The 20,445-nt window shown below is 62.9% G+C and carries 14 protein-coding genes; 11 read left to right on the forward strand and 3 right to left on the reverse strand.

Annotated elements, in window-relative coordinates; all coding sequences use genetic code 11:
- Window positions 1-29: 29 nt before the first annotated feature.
- From IT350_13930 to rffA, 4 genes are read left to right on the forward strand one after another with little or no spacing between them, the layout of a single operon-like run.
- On the forward strand, window positions 30-1,436 hold the full coding sequence (locus IT350_13930; protein ID MCC6159143.1) for a hypothetical protein: 1,407 nt from the start codon (window positions 30-32) through the stop codon (window positions 1,434-1,436).
- Window positions 1,433-2,386: a glycosyltransferase family 2 protein gene (locus IT350_13935; protein ID MCC6159144.1), complete on the forward strand. Its 954-nt coding sequence runs from the start codon at window positions 1,433-1,435 to the stop codon at window positions 2,384-2,386. Before IT350_13930 ends, IT350_13935 begins: the two co-directional genes overlap by 4 nt.
- 21 nt (window positions 2,387-2,407) lie before the next feature.
- Window positions 2,408-3,259: an acyltransferase gene (locus IT350_13940; GenBank protein ID MCC6159145.1), complete on the forward strand. Its 852-nt coding sequence runs from the start codon at window positions 2,408-2,410 to the stop codon at window positions 3,257-3,259.
- Window positions 3,252-4,409 (forward strand): dTDP-4-amino-4,6-dideoxygalactose transaminase, encoded by a 1,158-nt coding sequence (gene rffA / locus IT350_13945; GenBank protein ID MCC6159146.1) that lies wholly within the window; start codon window positions 3,252-3,254, stop codon window positions 4,407-4,409. The genes IT350_13940 and rffA overlap by 8 nt, the downstream gene beginning before the upstream one ends.
- Window positions 4,410-4,425: 16 nt before the next feature.
- Here the strand turns inward: rffA and IT350_13950 are convergent, their stop codons facing one another.
- Complete coding sequence (locus IT350_13950; GenBank protein ID MCC6159147.1) at window positions 4,426-5,457, reverse strand: hypothetical protein; 1,032 nt, start codon at window positions 5,455-5,457, stop codon at window positions 4,426-4,428.
- 71 nt (window positions 5,458-5,528) lie between these two features.
- Between IT350_13950 and IT350_13955 the strand changes: the two genes are divergently transcribed.
- The 3 genes from IT350_13955 (at window position 5,529) to IT350_13965 (ending at window position 8,399) form a co-directional block, all read left to right on the forward strand.
- Complete coding sequence (locus IT350_13955) at window positions 5,529-6,704, forward strand: CoA transferase (protein ID MCC6159148.1); 1,176 nt, start codon at window positions 5,529-5,531, stop codon at window positions 6,702-6,704.
- Window positions 6,705-6,775: 71 nt separating this feature from the next.
- Window positions 6,776-7,741 (forward strand): aldo/keto reductase, encoded by a 966-nt coding sequence (locus IT350_13960; protein MCC6159149.1) that lies wholly within the window; start codon window positions 6,776-6,778, stop codon window positions 7,739-7,741.
- Between the two features lie 151 nt (window positions 7,742-7,892).
- Window positions 7,893-8,399, forward strand: a complete 507-nt coding sequence (locus IT350_13965; GenBank protein MCC6159150.1) for a hypothetical protein — start codon at window positions 7,893-7,895, stop codon at window positions 8,397-8,399.
- Between the two features lie 257 nt (window positions 8,400-8,656).
- On the opposite strand, the gene IT350_13970 is transcribed toward IT350_13965, so the two are convergent.
- Both IT350_13970 and IT350_13975 read right to left on the reverse strand, forming a co-directional pair.
- Window positions 8,657-10,990, reverse strand: coding sequence for a hypothetical protein (locus tag IT350_13970; GenBank protein ID MCC6159151.1), 2,334 nt, complete (start codon window positions 10,988-10,990; stop codon window positions 8,657-8,659).
- A gap of 46 nt (window positions 10,991-11,036) precedes the next feature.
- Window positions 11,037-11,894, reverse strand: coding sequence for a 3-hydroxybutyryl-CoA dehydrogenase (locus IT350_13975; protein MCC6159152.1), 858 nt, complete (start codon window positions 11,892-11,894; stop codon window positions 11,037-11,039).
- A 301-nt stretch (window positions 11,895-12,195) separates the two neighbouring features.
- On the opposite strand from IT350_13975, the gene IT350_13980 reads away from it, so the two are divergent.
- From IT350_13980 to IT350_13995, 4 genes are all read left to right on the forward strand, one after another.
- On the forward strand, window positions 12,196-15,603 hold the full coding sequence (locus tag IT350_13980) for a PAS domain S-box protein (protein ID MCC6159153.1): 3,408 nt from the start codon (window positions 12,196-12,198) through the stop codon (window positions 15,601-15,603).
- A gap of 21 nt (window positions 15,604-15,624) precedes the next feature.
- A complete protein-coding gene (locus IT350_13985; GenBank protein ID MCC6159154.1) occupies window positions 15,625-16,977 on the forward strand; it encodes a diguanylate cyclase in 1,353 nt (450 codons plus the stop codon).
- A gap of 184 nt (window positions 16,978-17,161) precedes the next feature.
- Window positions 17,162-17,611, forward strand: a complete 450-nt coding sequence (locus IT350_13990) for a pyridoxamine 5'-phosphate oxidase family protein (GenBank protein MCC6159155.1) — start codon at window positions 17,162-17,164, stop codon at window positions 17,609-17,611.
- A gap of 111 nt (window positions 17,612-17,722) precedes the next feature.
- Complete coding sequence (locus IT350_13995) at window positions 17,723-20,443, forward strand: pyruvate, phosphate dikinase (protein MCC6159156.1); 2,721 nt, start codon at window positions 17,723-17,725, stop codon at window positions 20,441-20,443.
- Window positions 20,444-20,445: the final 2 nt, after the last annotated feature.

The following is a 20,445-nucleotide window of genomic DNA, read 5'->3' on the forward strand; positions in this document are numbered from 1 at the left end:
TCCATTCCCCGCGGGTGTGGAGCGGACGCGTGCGCGGACGACTGCTGATGGTGCTGTTGGTTTTCCTCGCGGTCCGCGCGGCGACGGTCTGGGCGTACGGAAAAAACGCCACCCTCTACTACTACGGGCAGGTTTCCGGCCAGTTCGCCATTGCGGACGCGTGGCGGCACGGACACGAATTTTCCGAGGATCGCACGCTCTCCGCCGCAGCCTGCCGCATCGCCGATTCCGAAGGTCGATTCATTCCACTCGAAGAATGGGAGACGCTTCCAAGATCGGGCGAATACAAGACCTTTCCGGCCGTCGATTTGCCGGGTTACGGCTACCTCATCGCGTGGACGAGCCGGTTGTTCGGCGACAACCTGACGTCCAAATACGCGATGATCGTGCAGGTGCTGGCCGAAGCCGCGGGCGTCGTGGCGTTCTCCGCGGCCGTGATGCTGCTCGTCGGGACCGGCATCGGGATGTGGGCGGGGCTGCTCTACAGCCTGACGTTCCCGGTGATCTGGGCGCAGGCGAGCCAACCCATGCGCGACATCTTTGCCGTGCCGATCATGGCGCTCGTGTTGCTGGCGCTTGCGGTATTTCGATCCAGGCTTCCGAGGGAGCGGATCTGGATCCCCGGCGCGCTTCTCGTCGCCGCGATTCTTCTCTGGGTGCGCCCGAGCGCGTATTTCATGTTCTTTTTCGTTTCACCGCTCGTGTTGCTCGCCCCCGGGCGCGCGTGGCGCGAGCGGCTGGCGTGTGCCGCGCTCTTCGTCGCGATCCCTCTGCTCGTCTTCGGCTTGCCGCAAAAGCGCTTCAATGCGAAATACTACGGCACGACGAACACGCATTTTCTCGGCCGCTCGCTTTGGGAAGGTTTGGGGATCGTGCAGGACAACCCCTACGGTTTGCGACTCGACGATCAGGCGCTGACCCCGTGGCTCGAATCCCGCGGGCATCGCGTGGAATATGCGTCGGTGGAGATGAATCGCCTGCTCGGCGAATACGTCGGCGAGGTGTTGCGCAAGGAGCCCATGCTGTTTGTTCGGGCGTTGGGATTGCGGCTCGTCTCCTTCGCCGAGCGTCCGCTCGATTTCACGCCGCCTCGGTCGTATCCTCGCCCGGGCGATGCGGCGGCGTCGCCGATCCACACCGCGTTGCGCGATCCGGTGGGGTTCTTTTACGCGGTGTGCAGCCGCACCGCGCCGTGGCTCGGCTGGGCGGGTATGGCGGCGGCGCTCGCGTGGCTGTTGCTGCGTCGCGAAGACTGGTGGGCGATCATCACGCTGCAAACGCCGTTTCTGTATGCCGTCGGCAGCGTCATGCCGCTAAACTACGAACCGCGATACGGCGCGGCGGGGGCGTGGTCGCTCCTCACGGCGCTCGCGTGGTGCGCTTGGGCTGCCTGGTCGCGGATGCGCGGTAAACCGGCGGAGGAGTCGGAAACATGACCGAGCCGATTTCCACGTTGTCGGTGGTGATTCCGGTGTACAACTCCCGCGACAGCCTTCTCGAACTCCACGAACGACTGACGAAGGTGCTATCCGCGCAGGCCGATCTGCGCGAGTACGAGATCGTCTTCGTCGAGGACGGGGGCCCTGATGATTCGTGGGACATCATCCGCGAAATCGCGACGTCCGATCCACGCGTCCGCGGCATCCGGCACAACCGCAACTTCGGTCAGCACAACGCGCTGCTCGCGGGGATCCGCGCGGCGCGCGGCGAGGCGATCGTCACGATCGACGACGATCTCCAGCACCCGCCCGAAGAAATTCCCAAGCTCATCGCGAAGCTGAACGAGGGGCACGACGTGGTGTACGCGCCGCCGATCGTCGAGGCGCACGGCGCGTGGCGCGATTTCACGTCGGTCGTGACCAAATGGACGCTGGCACGCGCGATGGGGGCGAAGACGGCGAGCGACGCGAGCGCGTGGCGGATCTTTCGCACGCGGCTGCGCGACGCGTGGGGGGACTACCGCAGTTCCTTCGTTTCGATCGACGTGTTGCTCTCGTGGGGAACGACCCGGTTCGCCGCGCTGCCGCTTCGGCACGAGCCGCGCCGTTACGGGCGATCCAACTACAACTTTGCCAAGCTCTTCACGCACGCGATCAACATGATCACGGGTTACAGCAATTTGCCGCTTCAACTCGCCAGTTTCATCGGGTTCTTCTTCACCGCGTTCGGAATTCTCATTTTACTATTCGTCATCGGGCGTTTTCTCGTAACCGGTCACAGCGTGCCGGGCTTCCCGTTTCTCGCGTCGATCATCGCGATTTTCTCGGGAGCGCAGCTTTTCGCGCTGGGCATCATCGGCGAATTTCTGGCCCGCATGCACTTTCGCATGCTGGGAAGGCCACAGAGCGTTGAACGGGAGCGAATCGGATTCGATCAAGGCCGGTAGGCGCCGGCGGGGAGTGCGTGCGTGGGTGCGGATCTTTTTGAACCGTCGATTCGCGGCGTCATCGACGCGAAGAGCCTGAAGGTCGGTCGCGGCGTGGTGGTCGAAGAGGATGTCGTCATTACGGGGAAGGGCGGTCCCGCGGATGAAGTGATCCTCGGCGACTTCTGCTTCGTCGGCAGGGGGACGCGAATTCTCGCTCCGCGCTTTCGCATCGGCGATTACTCCAAGTGGAACGCCAACGGATTCGGTCACGGTGAAGGCGCATTGCAGATTGGGCGCAACTGCTGGGTGGGCGGCAACGTGGTGCTCGATTCCATGGGCGGCCTCACGATCGACGACAACGTCGGCATCGGCGCGCACAGTCAGCTATGGACGCACATCCAGTTCGGCGATGTGGTGGAAGGTTGTCGGTTCTTCTCGCGCAAACCCATGCACGTGGGCAAGGACGCATGGTTCGTCGGGCACTGCATCGTCTCGCCGGTCCGCGTGGGCGAGCGCGCCATGGCGATGGTGGGATCGGTGATCGTGAAGGACATGGAAGCAAATCACGTCTATGCGGGAGTTCCTGCAAAGGACGTGACCGAGCGTATGGGACCTCAGTTTGAAACTCTCGACGTCGAGGAGAAGGCGCGGCGAATGCGTGCGAAGATCGAGGAGTTCGTTCGACAGCGTCCGGAGTTCGACGGACGATTCCGAGTCGTGACCTCCCCGTCGGAGGTGGACGACCGCGCATGCTGTTTCGATGTTTCGACACGCACCTACAACAAGCGTTACGACGAGGCGGAAGTGGCCTTTTTGAAAGCGACGGTTCCGCTCGTGAAATTTTCGCCCATCGGCGAAGACGAGTTCGTGGAGCGCGCCAGCGATGTCTAGTCCCGACGATTTCATCCCCTTCAACCGCCCGTCGCTGCTCGGCGACGAACTCGGTCACATGCGCGACGCGGTCGAGCGCGGGTGGATCTCCGGCGACGGTCATTACACAAAGGAGTGCCACAAGCGGCTCGCGGTGATGCTCGCGTGCGAGAAGGTGCTGCTCACCACCTCGTGCACGGACTCGCTGGAAATGGCCGCGATGTTGTGCGACGTCGGCCCGGGCGATGAGGTCATCATCCCCGATTTCACGTTCGTCTCCACGGCGAACGCATTCGCCTCGCGCGGCGCGACGCCGGTCTTTGTCGACGTACGCGAAGACACGCTGAATCTGGACGAGCGCCTGCTTTCCGCGGCCATCTCGCCGCGCACGAAGGCGATCGTCCCCGTCCACTACGCGGGCGTCGCGTGCGAAATGGATGAAATTGGGCGCGTCGCGCGCGAGGCAGGGGTCCGCGTCGTTGAAGACGCGGCGCAGTCTCTGGGCGCGACGTATCGCGGTCGGCCGCTCGGTGCGATCGGGGATCTCGGCGCGTTCAGTTTTCACGAGACGAAAAACCTGCACTGCGGCGAGGGCGGCGCACTGGCGGTCAATGACCCGACGCTCGCGCCCCGCGCCGAAGTACTCTGGCAAAAGGGCACCAACCGAAACCGCTTCCTGCGAGGCGAGGTGGATAAGTACACCTGGTGCGATTTCGGCTCGAGTTTTCTACCGTCGGATCTTCTGGCCGCGTTTCTGCTCGCGCAGCTCGAACACGTGGAACGGGTCACGGCGGCGCGGCGGCGGCTTTTCGACCGGTACATGGCGGCGTTCGAATCGCTGGAGCACGATGGGCGCGTACGTCGTCCACAAATCCCCGCTGAACTCGCCGATGCGCACAACGGGCACATCTTCTTCTTGCTGTGCGCGGATGGCGATGAGCGCGACCGGTTGATCTCGCATCTGCGCGGCCTCGGCATCCACGCCGTGTTCCACTATCAACCGCTGCACCGCTCGGAGATGGGCGCGCGATACGCGAAACCCGGAACCTCGTGCCCGGTCTCCGTTCGCGTGTCCGACCAGCTCGTGCGTCTGCCGATCTACCACGGTTTGCGCGACGACGAGCAGGATCGAGTGATCGATGCGGTGCTGGGGTTCCATCGCACCGCGTGACGGCGTGTCAAACCGATTACGGAGTGTGAAGCAGACCAAGATTCGCAGGCTCGAATCGGTCGTGTTGCGCGTCGAACCGATACACGCCGAATCCCGAAGTGCCCACGAAGAGGTCCTCCCCATTGACGGTCAGCGACGTGCATGCCGCGGGCGGTAAGCCGGCCGATTCCCCGCGAGGCGTGGCGAAGCCGCCATCCACGACGTCAATGGCATAAACGCGGGCGTCACCGGCGGCGACGATGATCGTGGACGTCGGCGACGGTCGGAACTCGACATCCGTGATCGTCGATCTCCAATCGCCGTCCACAATCGTCGAAGAACCGTCCACGTCACGCAGCCATACCACCTTCGAGGGATCGACGGGGGGATCGACCGGCGGCGCTGCAACGCCGGAACCGCCGGAGAGACGCACGAACCATGCTCCGCGCTCGTTCGACTCGATTCCAATGCCCAGGGTGGGCGTTGCTGGCAAAACGCGGCGCGGTTTGACGGCGAACGTCGCGGCTCTACCGGGGTCCTCCGGGGTCGTCCATCCGTCGCGTTCAGTCCAGAAGTGGACGCCGAAATCGGTGGCCACCGCGAGGGATCCACCCCGGTGCCCGACGCGAACGACGCGCGAGGACTCGGGAACGACGCCGATGGCGGACCAAGCCGTCGAATCCCAGCGATACGCCTGAAGATCGTCGTCGATGACGAATAGGCCGGCGGGACCGGACGACAAGTGCGTTGTCTCGAGAGACTCCGAAAGTCCCGCGTTGAACGGAAACCACGAGTGCCCGTCGACGCTACGATAGACGCCGAGCCCCGGGCCGGCGGCGAAGACATGGCCGCCCGCTGCGCACAGTGATGCGATTTGGCCGCGTTTCCCGGGATCGTTCCAACCAGCGGGCAATACGTATCGCGGCGCTTGTGGCAAGGCGACTCCGCGACTAATTTGGCGTCCGTGCCACTGGGCGAAAAGTGCGCCGATGCCGACGGCGAAGGCGAGGTGGAGGACCAGCGCCCCCGCCGCGAAGAAGAAGACGCCGAACGGTTTTGTTTTCGACATGGGACTATTTGCGCAATTTGACGACGCGCGGCAAGCCCGGCGGCGCGGCAACGATCGGATCGGAGTGTGGAATGTCGTTTCTCGACGGTGTGAAGATCCTCGATTTTTCGCGGCTGCTTCCCGGACCTTACGGAACGCAGCTTCTCGCCGACTGGGGTGCGGATATTCTGAAGATCGAAGCGATTCACGGCGGCGACTACACCCGTCACGTGCCGCCGACGATCGACGGAATCGGCTACATGTTCGCGGCGATCAACCGCGGAAAGCGGAGTCTCGCGATCGATCTCAAGCACCCGCGCGCAAGGTCCGTGATCGAACGACTGCTGGGCGAATACGGCGTGGTGGTCGAGAGCTTCCGCGCGGGGGTGATGGATCGTCTCGGTATCGGGTTTGGAGACTTGGTCAAGGTCCGGCCCGATCTCATTTTCGTCGCGCTCTCGGGGTACGGGGCGACCGGACCGATGGCCTCGCGCGCCGCGCACGACATCAATCTGCTGGCACGGTCGGGCGTTGCTTCGCTCGTCGGCGTGCCGGGTCAGGGGCCGATTGTCCCCGGCATTCAGCTTGCCGACATGTCGTCGGGTGTGTTCCTCGCGTGCGCCGTCGTGGCGGCGCTCTATCGCCGGGCGACGACCGGCGAGGGTTCGTACGTCGACCTTTCGATGGCCGATTGCACGCTCGCCATGGCGGCGTCGAACTTGACGGAAGCCTCAGCGCGCGGCCGCGCCCCCGGGTATCGTGAGCCTTTCCTGGCCGGGTCGGTGCTCTGCTACAACTACTATCGGACCGCCGACGACCGGCATATGTCCGTCGGGGCGATTGAACCCGAGTTCTGGCGGCAGGTCTGCGAGGTGCTGGAGACGCCGGAACTGCTGGACGAGGCGTTTTCGGCGGCGACGGCGGAGAATCCCCATTACGGGACCGTGGTGAGCCGCTTCGCGTCGCGGACGCGTGCGGAGTGGACGGAACGCTTCGCCCGCGCCAACGCATGCGTCGAGCCCGTCCTCGATTTCGACGAGATGGGCGACGACCCGGTGTTTACGTCGCGCGGCGTGATCTCGACCGATCCCCGGAACGGGAAGAGATTCGTGGATTCGCCGTTGTTGAATCGAAGCGGAGCCGGTGCCGCATGGGCTCCGACTCTCGGAGATTTCACGGTGTCGGCCCTCGAATCCGCCGGTTTTTCCGAAGGCGAAATTCGGGACATGATGGAAGACGGAGTCGTGGCGACGGGCGGCTCCTCTTGAACGCCCGATGGTTTGGACTTATGGAAACCGAACACGACAGGGAATCGCCCCTCGGCGAAGGAGATCATTCCATGAACAATGTGATGAGCACACTCGGGAACAGCACGCTTCGCGTTGGCCGGGTCGGGTTGGGTTGCATGGGGATGTCGGATTTCTACAGCGGGGCGCTGGACGAGACGGGGCACATCCGAACCCTGCACGCCGCCGTCGACCTGGGGATCAACTTTTTCGACACCGCCGACATGTACGGCGTCGGACGCAATGAGGAACTGATCTCCAAAGCCTTCTCGGACCGTTGGGACAAGGTGATCGTCGCGACGAAGTTCGGTGTTCGGCGGGGACCGAACGGGGAATGGCTGGGAATCAGCGGGCGCCCCGAGTACGTGAAGGAAGCCTGCGAAAAAAGCCTGAAGCGTCTCGGCGTCGAGGCCATCGACCTCTATTATCAACACCGTCCGGACCCGAGCGTTCCGGTGGAGGAAAGCGTCGGCGCGATGAAGGGGCTTGTGGAGGAGGGGAAAGTGCGCTTCATCGGCGTGAGTGAATTCTCCCCCGAACAGATCCGTGCGGCGCACGTCGTCCATCCCCTCACCGCCTTGCAGACCGAATACTCGCTCTGGACGCGCACCGTGGAAGAGGACGGCGTTCTGGACACCTGCCGCGACCTGGGCATCGCCTTCGTGGCCTATTCTCCGCTCGGCCGCGGTTTTCTCACGGGCGCGATTCCCAACCGGGAGTCACTTGCCCCCGACGACTGGCGACGCCAGAATCCGCGATTCAGCGACGAGGCGCTCGCGGCGAACGCGTGTTTCATGGATTTGATTCAGGACCTCGCGGCGCAAAAAAGCGCGACCCCGGCGCAGGTGGCGCTGGCCTGGGTGATGACGCAGGGAGACGACATCTTTACGATCCCCGGCACGCGTCGAATCGAACGCCTGCGGGAAAACCTCGGCGCGCTGAACGTTCAATTCACTCCGGACGAACTGGCTGATATTCGAAGCCGTTTGCCACAGGAGACGGTTGGGTCGCGGTACTGACCGCCCAATGCCCGGATTGCGGAGATGAAAAAGCGACCCGCCGGGTTCGCGGCGGCTCGGAATCGGCGGCGGTCGCGACCGGCGCCGTTCTTGACATCGGGCGGTCGGCCACTAAGATCGGATTCGCCCTCGTGAATTGGCGAAAATCCCGATGAACACACGGTTTCACGTCATTACAGTTTATCTCGTCTGGATCGCCCTCGGCGCGACTTCGTCGGCGGTCCTCGGCGCTTGCGACAGCAGCTCGCAGGTGCGCGACGTGGTCGAAGACGTTTGCTATCAGAACTCCAACCCGCGACTCGGAAACGTGTTCTTCCTGCTCGGCGAACCGGGCAACGAAGTTCCCATCGCGTCGCCGCCGTCGATCAAACAGGGCGAGCGGGCGATCGTGCAACTCGAGTATTCCGACGAGGAGTGCAACCTCGAGGACGGAATTCTGTATTTCTCGATTGACGAAGTCTCGTGGCAGGAGAGCGCGAGCGCGCTACGCAATCTCGACGGCTGCTCCACGGTCGAGGAAGGCGACACGATCGGGTTCGAACTGCCGGTCGAGACCCTCGGTGAGGGCTGGCATTCGCTCGACATCTACGGCACGGACGTCTGCAACGACACCAGCGCGGTCGTCACCACGCAGTTTCGCGTCCTCTCGGGCGACTGAGTCCGGTTTCGTCCATATCTGGTAGGGAATTCCTCCGTCCGCCACTACCGGTAGTTTCGCCTAAGTCATTGATATAATTAGGGATTTCGGTGCGCCGCGGCTTGACCGGTCGAGGCCGGTTTGCTAGACTTCATTTGCGTGGCCGGAAAAGGGAAAAACCAGCAACGCAAAGCCCTTGGGGAGGGGCGGAACGAACGGACCGGGAAACCGGTCCGTTGCTCTTTGGTGCGACTCAAAAAAACTGGGTTTGCTCGAAATCAGGGACGCGGAACGCGGATGCGGGTCGTTCCCGCCGGTACCGCGACGACGCGGCCGTTGATCGTCATCGCACGGTCGTCCACGAGGGCTTCGCGGATGTCGAAGGGGAGCGTCCACGTCAACAGACGTGGCGCGGTCCGGTAGCTCGGTTTCATCGTCAGAACGATCTCGCCGCGCATCCCCTCGATCTCATACGAAACTGTGCCGAAGTGTGTGGGCGCGTTTGTCACGCCGATGCGTTTTCCCCATGAGAGCCATTCGGACGGCACGACGGGCGTGATCGCCAGAACGTCGCCTTCCTCGACAAGAAGCGCGTTACGCACGAAGAGTAGCCAGTCGGCGACCGCCCAACCGTGATGCCCGTCTCCCATGCACCCGCCGCCGGTTTGGGGATGAATCGCCTCCGGCCAGGTGCCCACCTGCGTCGCGCGATCGAGGAGATTTTGGGCGAGCGTCCACGCAGCCGCCTCGCGCCGGGACAGGTGCATCTGCGCCACGTGCAACGTCAGGTAGACGTTCACGCCGGCGTGCACCATGTCCTGAAAAAACCCGCCGTTGACGAAGCACTTTTCGCGAAGCTCCGTGAGCGTGTTTTCGACGATCGCCGAGCGCGGATCCATCAAACGCAGCGGATACACGCACGCGATCGAGCCGATGGCGCCGGAATCGAAACGGCGATAAGGACTCGCGGTCAGGATCGGCCGGCCGAGCCGCGTCTCGACATGGCGAAGGGACTTCATGATGTCCTCGCGGAAGGACTGCTCGTACTTTTCGAAGTCCAGCCACGGCGTGCGCTCGCCCAGCAGCTCCGCCGCCCAAGTTGCGTCGCGCAGGCCGGCGAGTCCCCACCAGTCGTCCCAATAGAAGTAATCGTTGGGACCCAGATGCTCCGCCGACGGACCCGGCGGTAGGAGCGACGAGTGCGGCGTGTCGGATTTCGTCGTCTGGCGCTTGTTTTCGATCCAGTAGGCGGCCTGACGAATCGAATCGAACATCGCGCGCAGAAAATCATGATCGCCGGTCATTCGTGCGTGCTCGACCAGTGTCCAGATTGCCTGGCCGTTCGAGTCCCACTCGCCTTCCTGAGACAGATAAAACCCGTCGCTCTTCTGTTTCGAGGGATAGTCGATCAGCTTGCGTCGCGCGCTGGCCGTGTAGCCCATCTTGTCGAGCGCCGCGACGAGAAACGCTGAATCGCGAAACCAGAAGTGGTGATAGGTCAACGGACCGGGATTGATCGTCTCGCCGTCGTCCAGAAGGCGCAGGTACGATTTGTTCAGCACGAACGATTGCGCGACGCGTTCGTCGGGCAACTCGACGTTCATGCCCTCATCGGCGATTTCATGCCACCGGCTTTTGGCGCGGGTGCGTTGATCGCGATAGTCGAACCGCCGCACCTCGCTGACGACGCGCATGGACCGAGGCGCGCCGTCGACCGGCATGACGACATTTCGATGCGCCACGGAACCCGGAGGTATCGAAAGTGCGTACTCGAGAAACGCCGACGCGAGGCCGCTGTCGCAACGCACCTCGGTCCGCGCGTCGGGCTTGTCGGCGAGTTGCGCGCAATCGCCGATGCGCAGATCGGAGCAGACGATGCGATCGGGCTCGGTCGTCGTCACCACGGCGATGCGGTCGTTCACAATGAGGTAGCCTTCGGGCAGATACCGAATGGCGTGGACGAGCGCCACACCCTCGGGATTGTACGGACGCACGGCGAAGCGCAAACGCACGTCCTGCGGCGTGTCGGAGAGATTTTGAACGCGAGCGCGGTGGAGCACGACTTCGTCGATGCCGCGCAGTCGTGTGGCGAATGTTTCGAGTTCGAGCAGCAGCGAGTCGCCCGAAATCAGTGTACGGATCATCGGCGCGGCGTCGATCGTCGATTGGCGAACGGTGTTCGCGCGGGACGGATAGATCGTCTCGCGCGGTCCTTCGACCCAGGTGTCGAGCGACCAGCCGTCCAGCCATGGTGTCACGAGCCCGCGAGGATCGACCACGGGCTCGATCTTGCCGTCGGTGGTGCCGATGCCCACCCAATTGCGGTGCGTGCAATTCAGGCCAACGGCCATGATGCGCGGGACGAAAGCGCGGTCGGTCGGGTCGTATTGGCGTTCGGCCCAATAGGGAAAGATCCAGTCGCGGTTGGACTGGAAAAACTGCGTGTTCATCACGCCGCGCGCTGCCTCGCGAGCCAGCATGCCGACGAGATCGGCGGGGATCGCGTGCTCGGACGGTTGCCCGAGCTTGGCGACATGTTCCAGGAGCGTCTTGGCCTGCGTCAGATGAAAACGCCCGAGAATCTTGTCGATGACGAAGTCCTTGATCCCCACGACGACTCTCCGGCCTGTTGCGTTGGGTTCGCGCTCGGCGTGTTGCTCAGCCTTCGTACTTGAAGAAACCTTCGCCTGTCTTCCGGCCGAGCTTGCCGGCCGCCACCATGTTCACGAGCAGCGGGCAGGGGCGGAACTTGGGATCGGCGAAGCCGGTGAAGAGCCGGTTCATGATCGAAAGGCACGTATCGAGGCCGATCAGGTCGGCGAGGGCGAGCGGCCCCATCGGGTGCGCCATGCCCAGCTTCATGACGGTGTCGATGTCTGTGGCGGTCGCGACACCCTCGTACAGGCAGAAGATCGCCTCGTTGATCATGATCATCAGAACGCGATTCGACACGAATCCCGGGTAGTCCTGCACGGTCACGGGGTCCTTGCCGACCGCTTGCGACATCTCGAAGATCGCCGAATGCGTCTCGTCGTCGGTGGCCAGACCGCGCACGATCTCGACGAGGCGCATCACCGGCACGGGATTGAAAAAGTGCATGCCGATGACCTTGTGCGGGCGTTTTGTCACCGCGGCGATCTCGGTGACGGACAGGCTCGACGTGTTGGTCGCCAGAATGGCGTCGGGCGCAAAGGAGGCATCGAGCCTCTGAAAGATCTGTTTCTTGATGGCGAGATTCTCGGTCGCGGCCTCGATCACGAGATTGCAACCTTTCGCCGCCTCTTCGATCGACGGCGCGGCGTGAATTCGGCCCATGACCGCAGCCTTCTGTTCCGCGGTCATTTTCTCTTTCTTGACGAGACGTTCGAGACCGCTGTCGATCCCCTTGAGTCCCTTTCGGATCAGGTCTTCAGAGATGTCGTGCAGGTGAACCGCGTGCCCGGCCTGAGCCAGCACCTGCGCGATGCCGTGGCCCATGATGCCCGCGCCGATGACGAGAACCGACTCGATTTTCATGGCGATCTTCCCCTTCAAAACCGGAATGATGCGACGTCGTCCAAAGAGGTCGCCAGTTTGTCCGAACCGGCGGCACAGGGCAAGACCGATTCGCCCGGATCGGGGACGAAGCGGAGGAGAAGTTTCGAGACCTTTCCGGCCATAGAAAAATTTCTAGTCCTTTCCCGAAAAATGTCGTATTCTCCTTTGCATATCGCGTTGTTCGCTCCCGCGTCGGAATTCGACGCGAAGCGCGGTCGTGGGGCATCCCGAGGCCACGGGGTCGGGTCACCGGGACTCAAACACCGTTTCGTCGAATCACATGAACCTGCTGACGCAACAGCTCGACTTTCTGTTCGGCGTGCAAGGGCTGGCTTTCGTCGTCCTGGCCTCCGGCAACTGGGTGCTGGCCGGTCGGGAGAGCGCCCGACACCCATGGGACTGGTTCGGGCTGACGTCGTTTTTCTGGGGACTTTGCCAGTGGCAGGATCTCATCAGTTGGAGCATCGGCGACGGGCGGATGTACAACGTCGTCCGCGTGGTTTTGTCGTCGATCGCGTGGTTTTCTTTGATCGAGTTCAACCGGCGTGCCCGCGTCACCACGGGCGACCGGCCGGTCCCCATCTGGATCTACGCGGTGTTCGCGATTCCCGCTTTTTCGGGCTACGCATTCGGGCCTTCGGCTCTGGACCTGACGTTTCACTTCGCCCTGGGCATCCCCGCGGGAATCTGGACGGTCTGGACGTTTCGGCGCATCGCAAACCGCGAGGCCGCGGGCCGGACGGCGCTCTGCGTCGCGATCGTCGCGTTCGCGATCTACATCCTGCTGGCCGTCATCGAGATTCCACTTTCGCCCTTCGACGAGGGCATTCACGCACTTCGAGTGCAGCCCGATCCCGTTTCGATCCTCCTTCGTTACGCTTCGACCGGAGCGGCGGTGGTCGTCGCGGCGGCCATGTGGAAATTTTTGCGGTTCTCTTATTTTTCGGACGTTCGCGTTCGAAAAATTCTGCCATACGAAAACGCCCTCGTCTGGTCGGTTCCGCTGATTCTTGTCTTCGGCTGGATCGCGACAACGTACGCCGAAAAATCGATCGTAGCCCGCGAGATGGAACAACTTCAGGAAGCCGCGAACATCATTGCGGAAGAATCGGAATGGACGAACGTCTCCGAGCTCAACGCGTCCGAGGCCGATCTTGGCGGGCCGGTCTACGGCCGGATCAAGCAGCGGCTCACGTCGCTTCGAAGCGCCGTCAAACAGTGTCGATTCGTGTATCTCATGCGGCGTACCGGCGACCAAATCGTCCTCCTTGCCGACTCTGAACCCGCCGAATCGCCCGACTTCTCACCGCCCGGTCAAGTGTATGCCGAAGCCCCGAAGGCAATATTCCCGCTGTTCGAGACCGCGGGGCGTCTTTCGCTCCGGTATGAAGACCGATGGGGACGATTCGACTCGGCGTTCGTCTCGCTCGTCGATCGGCAAACCGGCGCCGTGGTCGCGGTCGTGGGAATCGACATCGAAGCCGAACGACTCGACCAAATGGCTCGTGAGGCTCGACTTCTGCCGCTGGTCGTCACGCTGCTCTTCGCCGGACTCGTCGTCACGTTCTTGATGGCAAAGCAGCACGATGCCCGGGCGCAGTGGCTTCTTGCACAGGCCGAGGAGTCTATGACGGCCCTGCTCGACAATATCCCGGAAACCGCATGTCTCGTGGACATTCGCGGCCAGGTGCTGGCGTGCAACTCCGAGATGCGGCGACGGGAACTGAAGGACGTCGCCGACCACTCCGATGTAAATCTCCCTCGCCTCGTTCCAGCTTTTCGGGATTTCTGGACCGGGGAACAGTGGAGCGGACTCAAATCCGGCACTCCCGGAAGATTTCTCGTTCATGAGGAAGATCGAGAGATCGACTACCGCGTGCAGCCCGTCATCGACGAGGCCGCGCGCGTGAGTCGTCTGGCCATTCTCGGAATCGACCTGACCGAACGGCTGCGGATCGAAGAGGCGCTGCGCGCGGGTGAGGAGCGCTTTCGCGACATGGCGCTTTCGAGCGCGGACTGGATGTGGGAGGTCGACGCATCCGGCAAATACACCTTCGCATCCGGACGTGTCGAGGATGTGCTCGGGTATCGACCGGACGAGGTGATCGGCAAATCACCGTTCGAGTTCATGGATGCAAGTGAGTCGAAACGGATTATCCCCATTTTTCAGGATATCGCCGACCGGCGCGCACCGATCGTCGATCTCGAGAACCGATGCCGACATCGCGACGGCAGCGCGGTCGTCGTCGTTACGAACGGCGTTCCGATCGTGTCGGCAGACGGCGTATTGCTCGGTTATCGCGGCGTGGACAAGGACATCACCGCGCGAAAATTCGCCGAGCAAGCCCTACGTGACAGCGAGGAACGTTTCCGGGCGCTCGCCGAGAACTCGCCGGACGTCATCATGCGTTTCGACCGCGAAGGCCGGCATCTCTACGTCAATCCGGCCGTCAGGCGATTCGCCGGATTTGCGCCGGCGGACTTTGTCGGAAAGACGCACCGGGAAATGGGCTTCCCCGAGGATCTTTGCACTCTGTGGGAGCAGACGATTCGGCGCACGTTCGAGCAGGGAGGTATTGAACGCATCGAGTTCGATCTTCCCGACGGCGCGGCCATCGATTGGCTTCTCGTTCCGGAGTTCGACGCATCGGGAGCGGTCACGCATGTCATGACGTCGGCGCGCGACATCACGGCGAGAAAAATGGCGGAAGAAGCGCTGCGCACAACGCTGGACCGACTGGAACAAATGGTCGCCGAGCGAACGGAGAAGCTGCGCAAGGCGAATGAACAGCTCGAGGCGGAGGTCGCGGAGCGCCGCCGGATCGAGATTGCACTGAGGCGAAGTGAAGAGCGCTTCCGTTCGCTCGTGGAAACGAATAACGACTGGATCTGCGAAATCACCGTTTCGGCCGAATTCACCTACAATAGCCCGCAAGTGGAACGCCTGCTGGGTTACGAGCCCGAGGAACTGATCGGCAAGCCGTTCGATCTCATCCTATCGCCGGACGAAGCCGCGCGGTTTCGTCGTCACTTCGACTCCGTGGCGAGCATCGGCGGGCGGATGAAAGGTTTCGAGTGGACGGCGATCTCGCGCGAGGGGCGCAACGTCGTCTTCGAAACGAATGCCGAGCCGTTTTTCGATGAGGGTCGGCTCTTGCGGGGATACCGCTCGATTCACCGTGATGTCACGGAACGCAAGGTCGCGGACACCGCGCTGCGCGACAGCGAAGAACGTTTTCGCCAGCTCTTCGAGGGCGTCACCGACGCGCTCTTCGTACACGAAATCCGCTCCGACGGATCGCCGGGGCGGTTCGTCGAGGTCAACGATCAGGCGTGCCGTCGGTTGGGATATTCGCGGGAGGAGTTGCTGCGGATGGGTCCGCGCGAGATCGATGCGCCGCCGCCCGAAGGGAACGAACTCACCCCGATCGGCCAGCAGTTGCGCGCGGGGCGGTTCCTCACTTTCGAGCAGGTTCACGTCACCCGGGACGGGCGACGTATTCCGGTCGAGATCAGTTCCCGCGTATTCGAGCTCGCCGGTCGATCGATGGTCATGTCGATCGCCCGTGACATCTCTCAGAGAAAAAATGCCGAGCGCGCCCTGCGGGAGAGCGAAGAGCGATTCCGCATGCTTACCGAGGAGTCGCTCACCGGCGTGTTCCTGCAGAATGAGGGTCGGTTGACCTAGTCCAAGCGCCGGCTCGCCCAGATGCTCGGATATCGGCCCGAGGACATCCCGGTCAAGCTCGGCACACAAGTTCTGGATTTTGTGCATCCGGGCGATCGCGACCAGGTTCGCGAAAATCTCGAAGAGCGCGCGCGGGGCGGAAATCCACCTCGCGAGTACGAGTGCCGCATGCTCGGAGCCGACGGGAAATCGGTCTGGGTCGCCATGCTCGTGTCCCAGATTTTCCACGACGGACTCTCCACCACGATCGGCCACGTCGTGGATGTGACCGAACGTAAACGCGACGACGAACGGCTGCGTTTTCTGTCATATCACGATCCGCAAACCGGCCTGCGGAACCGCACCTTCTTCGAGGAATTGATGGAGCGCTACTCCAATGGCGAGCGGATGCCGGGACCGGTCTCCATCGTCGTCGCCGACATCGACGGGCTCAAGGTGGTGAATGACACCTTCGGTCACCGCGCCGGGGACGAACACATCGCCACCGTCGCGCGCATGCTCGCCGATACCTTCAACGGGACGAACGAGGTGTGCCGGGTCGGCGGCGACGAGTTCTGCGTCGTCATGCCGGACACGCCGGTCGACCTCGTCAGTCTTCGCGTGACGGAGGTGCTGGAACGCGTCAAGCGCTTCAACTCGCGGTCGCCGCGCATCCCGATCAGCATCTCGATCGGTCACTCGACGTCGCACGGCGCGCACGAGAGCGTCTTCGAGATCTACCAGCGCGCCGACGACAACATGTATCAATACAAGCTCACCCAGATCGAGAGCCCGAAGAGCCGCGTCATCGACATCCTGCTCATGGCGCTCGCCGAACGCGACTTCGTCCTCCAGGGGCATGTCGAGCGGATGGTGCACATGGTGGGGCGCATGGCGGAGTTGGTGGGTCTTCCGGATCACCGACGGCGGGATCTGATCCTGTTCGCGCGGGTCCACGATCTGGGCAAGGTCGGGATTCCCGACGAAATTCTCTTCAAACCGTCGGTCCTGACGCCCGAGGAGTACGCGAAGATCAAGATGCACGTTCAGATCGGTCACAAGATCGCCAGCCGTTCGCGGGAACTCGCGCATATCGCGAATCTCGTGCTGCATCACCATGAGTTTTGGGACGGCAACGGATACCCGAACCGGCTTCGCGGCGAGGAGATTCCCCTCGAATGTCGGATCCTCGCCATCGTGGACGCTTACGATGCGATGACGCAGACGAGGCCGTACAGCGCCGGTCGGACACACGACGAGGCGCTCGACGAGCTGCGCCGCTGCTCCGGACGGCAGTTCGACCCGCGATTGGTGGACGTGTTCATCGAGATGTTGCGGACCATGCCGACGCCGACGCCACCGCCGGAGGTCGGCGAAGGGCATATCGTGAACTGATCGGCGCCACCTCGGGAAACAGGGGCATGGCGACCAAGTGGGAAATCGGTGAAAATCGACTTTGGAGGGGCTGTCCGCCGTCGCGCGGGATTGACAGCAAACCCGGAAATCCTTAAGAAAAATCAAGGAATTCGGGGAATTTTCCAGCGTCCGCTCCATGCGCCCCTTCCTGGCCGAGGCTCCCTTGGAAATCGACGAATCCCAGGCGCTCGAAGCGTCGGCAAGGCTTCTGGACCGGCAGCGGATCGCTGTTCTTTCCACGAGCGATCTGGGACATCCGCACACGACGCTGATCGTCTTCGCCTCGGGCGAGGATCTGCGCACGCTCGTGTTTTTCGTCGATCGCGAACACCAGACCTATCGTAATCTCAAGGCCGACGGCCGAGTATCGCTGATGATCGATTCCCGGATCGGGGCGGACGACGTGTGGAACGTGGAGGCGTTGCGCATCAACGGCGTGGCGTGGGAGCTGAAGGTGGGACCCGAACGCGACCGGCTCCGTGGGCGGTATTTGGAAAAGAACCCCGATATGGCGTCGTTCGCGGCCGAAATCACCACCGCGATGTTCAAGGTCACGGTGGATGCGGCGAGATACATCCGAAATTTTTCCGAATCGTTCGACGTCGGGATTTGACCCCGGCGAAATCCCGTTGAAAATGCTTGGGCTTGGGCTTGGGTGGGGACGGTTCCTGGGCGGCTTTGATGTGACCTGAGTTGAAGCGGTTTATCCGCAGGGGGTGAGCACATGGCGAAATACGTTTACCAGTTCGGAGGCGGTCGGGCCGACGGCAAGGCCGAGATGAAAAACCTCCTGGGCGGCAAAGGCGCCAACCTCGCAGAGATGAGCAATCTCGGCATTCCGGTTCCCGCCGGATTCACGATCACGACCGAGGTCTGCACTTACTACTATCGCAACAGGAACTCGTACCCGGCCGAACTCGAGGCACAGGTCAACACCGCGCTGGCCGCGGTCGAGAAGATCATGGGCCGCACGTTCGGCGATCCGGACAACGCTCTGCTCGTTTCAGTGCGCTCCGGCGCGCGCGCGTCGATGCCCGGCATGATGGACACCGTCCTCAACCTCGGTATCAACGACGCGATCGTGAAGGGGCTCTCGAAGCGGAACGAAAGAACCGCGTGGGACTGCTATCGGCGTTTCGTGCAGATGTACGGCGACGTGGTGCTCGGCCTGCGCCCGGTGGAGAAGACCGAGATCGATCCCTTCGAGGCGATCATCGAGCACGTCAAGCACAAACGCCGGATCACGCTGGATCTCGACATGACCGTCGGGGATCTTCAGGAACTCGTGCGGCTGTTCAAGATCGAGATCAAGAAGCGCACGGGTCGCGATTTTCCCGAGGAACCTCGCGCGCAGCTCTGGGGCGCCATCGGCGCGGTCTTCGGGTCGTGGATGAACGACCGGGCGAAGGTCTATCGCCGACTCAATCGCATACCCGAGGACTGGGGCACGGCGGTCAATGTGCAGGCCATGGTGTACGGAAACATGGGCGACGACTGCGCCACCGGTGTTGGGTTCTCGCGCGATCCCGCCAGCGGCGCCAAATTGCTCTATGGCGAATACCTGACGAACGCGCAGGGCGAGGATGTCGTCGCGGGCACGCGGACGCCCAAACCGATCGAGCAGTTGAAAAAGGAAATGCCGGCCGCCTACAAGGAACTCGACGCGATCGTTTCCAAGCTCGAACGGCATTACCGCGACATTCAGGACATCGAGTTCACCATCGAAGCCGGGCGCCTGTGGATGCTTCAATGCCGCGTCGGCAAGCGCACGGGCTTCGCCGCGTGCCGGATCGCCGTCGATCTGGTCAAGGAGCGTCTCGCGACGCCCGAAGAGGCGCTGGTGCGTCTCGTGCCCGACGCCAACGCCCTCGACCAGTTGCTCAAACCGGTCTTCGATCCCAAGGACAAGAACCGCGCGAAGAACGAAGGGCGCCTTGTGGCCAAGGGACTTGCGGCCGGGCCCGGAGCGGCCTGCGGACGCATCGCGTTCCACGCCGAGGACGCGGTGGCGCTGGCGGCGAAGGGCGAGCCGGTCGTGCTCGTGCGCATGGAAACCAGTCCCGAGGACATCCGCGGCATGAACGCGGCGCTGGGCATCCTCACGGCGCGCGGCGGGCAGACCTCGCACGCGGCGCTCGTCGCGCGGCAGATGGGAAAGGTGTGCGTCGCCGGGTGTTCGGAACTCGTCATCAATTACGCGACGGGCAAGATGAACGTGAAAGGCAAGTCGCTTCGCGCGGGCGACTTCATCAGCATCGACGGATTCACCGGCGAGGTGATGGTCGGCAAGGTCATGGTCATGCCGTCGGAGGTGAAGCAGGCGCTCTTCGGCAAGGGCCAGGCCGCCGCCAAGGCGCGCAAGTCCATCACCTTCCAGGCCTACGACCAGCTCATGAAATGGGCCGATCGGCATCGTCGCCTGCGCATCCGCACCAACGCCGACCAGCCGGATCAAGCGGCCGAAGCGGTCGTCTACGGAGCGGAGGGCATCGGTCTGTGCCGTACCGAGCACATGTTCTTCGGCGGCGACCGAATCATCGCCGTTCGCGAGATGATCATCGCCGACGATTTGCGAGGTCGCGAGAAGGCGCTCGCAAAGCTTCTCCCGTATCAGCGCAAGGATTTCGTGGGCATCTTCCGCGCGATGGGCGCGCGTCCGGTCACGGTCCGGCTGCTTGATCCGCCCCTGCACGAGTTCCTGCCCCACACGAAGAAAGAAGTCGAAGAGCTCGCGCGCGTTGTCGGCCTGCCGGCAAAGCTCGTCGCGAACAAGGTGCAGGCGCTGCACGAGGCGAACCCGATGCTCGGCCACCGGGGTTGCCGCCTCGGCATCACCTATCCTGAGATCTACCTGATGCAGGTGCGCGCAATCGTCGAGGCCGCCATCGCGGTGCGTAAGAGGTATCGCGTGGCGTGCGTGCCCGAGATCATGATTCCGCTCGTCGGAACGTACAAGGAACTGGCGATCCTGCGAGAACGCACGGAGGCGCTGGCGCGTGACATCCTGAAGAAGGCCAACGCGAAGATTGACATTCCTATCGGCACCATGATCGAACTGCCGCGCGCGGCGGTCACGGCCGACCGCATCGCGACGGTGGCCGACTTCTTCAGCTTCGGAACGAATGATCTGACGCAGACGACCTTCGGTCTCTCGCGAGACGACGCGGGCAAGTTCCTGCCGTTCTACGTCGAAAACGACATCCTGCCCGAGGATCCCTTCGTCTCGATCGATGTCGACGGCGTCGGCGCGCTCGTGGCGATGGGGGTCGAAAAAGGTCGTTCCGTCAACGCCAAACTCAAGGTCGGCGTTTGCGGTGAGCACGGCGGCGACCCGCTGAGCGTGCACTTCTTCCACAAAACCGGGCTCGATTACGTGTCCTGCTCGCCGTCGAGACTGCCGATCGCGCGTCTGGCGGCGGCGCAGGCGGCCATCGCGAATCGATAAAG

This window comes from Deltaproteobacteria bacterium (genome assembly GCA_020845895.1).
Lineage (GTDB): Bacteria > Lernaellota > Lernaellaia > JACKCT01 > JACKCT01 > JADLEX01.

Coding starts and splice junctions, on each gene's coding strand:
- IT350_13935 (MCC6159144.1), top strand. CDS start 1,433: ATGACCGAGCCGATTTCCACGTTGTCGGTGGTGATTCCGGTGTACAAC.
- rffA (MCC6159146.1), top strand. CDS start 3,252: ATGTCTAGTCCCGACGATTTCATCCCCTTCAACCGCCCGTCGCTGCTC.
- IT350_13950 (MCC6159147.1), bottom strand. CDS start 5,457: ATGTCGAAAACAAAACCGTTCGGCGTCTTCTTCTTCGCGGCGGGGGCG.
- IT350_13955 (MCC6159148.1), top strand. CDS start 5,529: ATGTCGTTTCTCGACGGTGTGAAGATCCTCGATTTTTCGCGGCTGCTT.
- IT350_13960 (MCC6159149.1), top strand. CDS start 6,776: ATGAACAATGTGATGAGCACACTCGGGAACAGCACGCTTCGCGTTGGC.
- IT350_13965 (MCC6159150.1), top strand. CDS start 7,893: ATGAACACACGGTTTCACGTCATTACAGTTTATCTCGTCTGGATCGCC.
- IT350_13975 (MCC6159152.1), bottom strand. CDS start 11,894: ATGAAAATCGAGTCGGTTCTCGTCATCGGCGCGGGCATCATGGGCCAC.
- IT350_13980 (MCC6159153.1), top strand. CDS start 12,196: ATGAACCTGCTGACGCAACAGCTCGACTTTCTGTTCGGCGTGCAAGGG.
- IT350_13985 (MCC6159154.1), top strand. CDS start 15,625: ATGCTCGGATATCGGCCCGAGGACATCCCGGTCAAGCTCGGCACACAA.
- IT350_13995 (MCC6159156.1), top strand. CDS start 17,723: ATGGCGAAATACGTTTACCAGTTCGGAGGCGGTCGGGCCGACGGCAAG.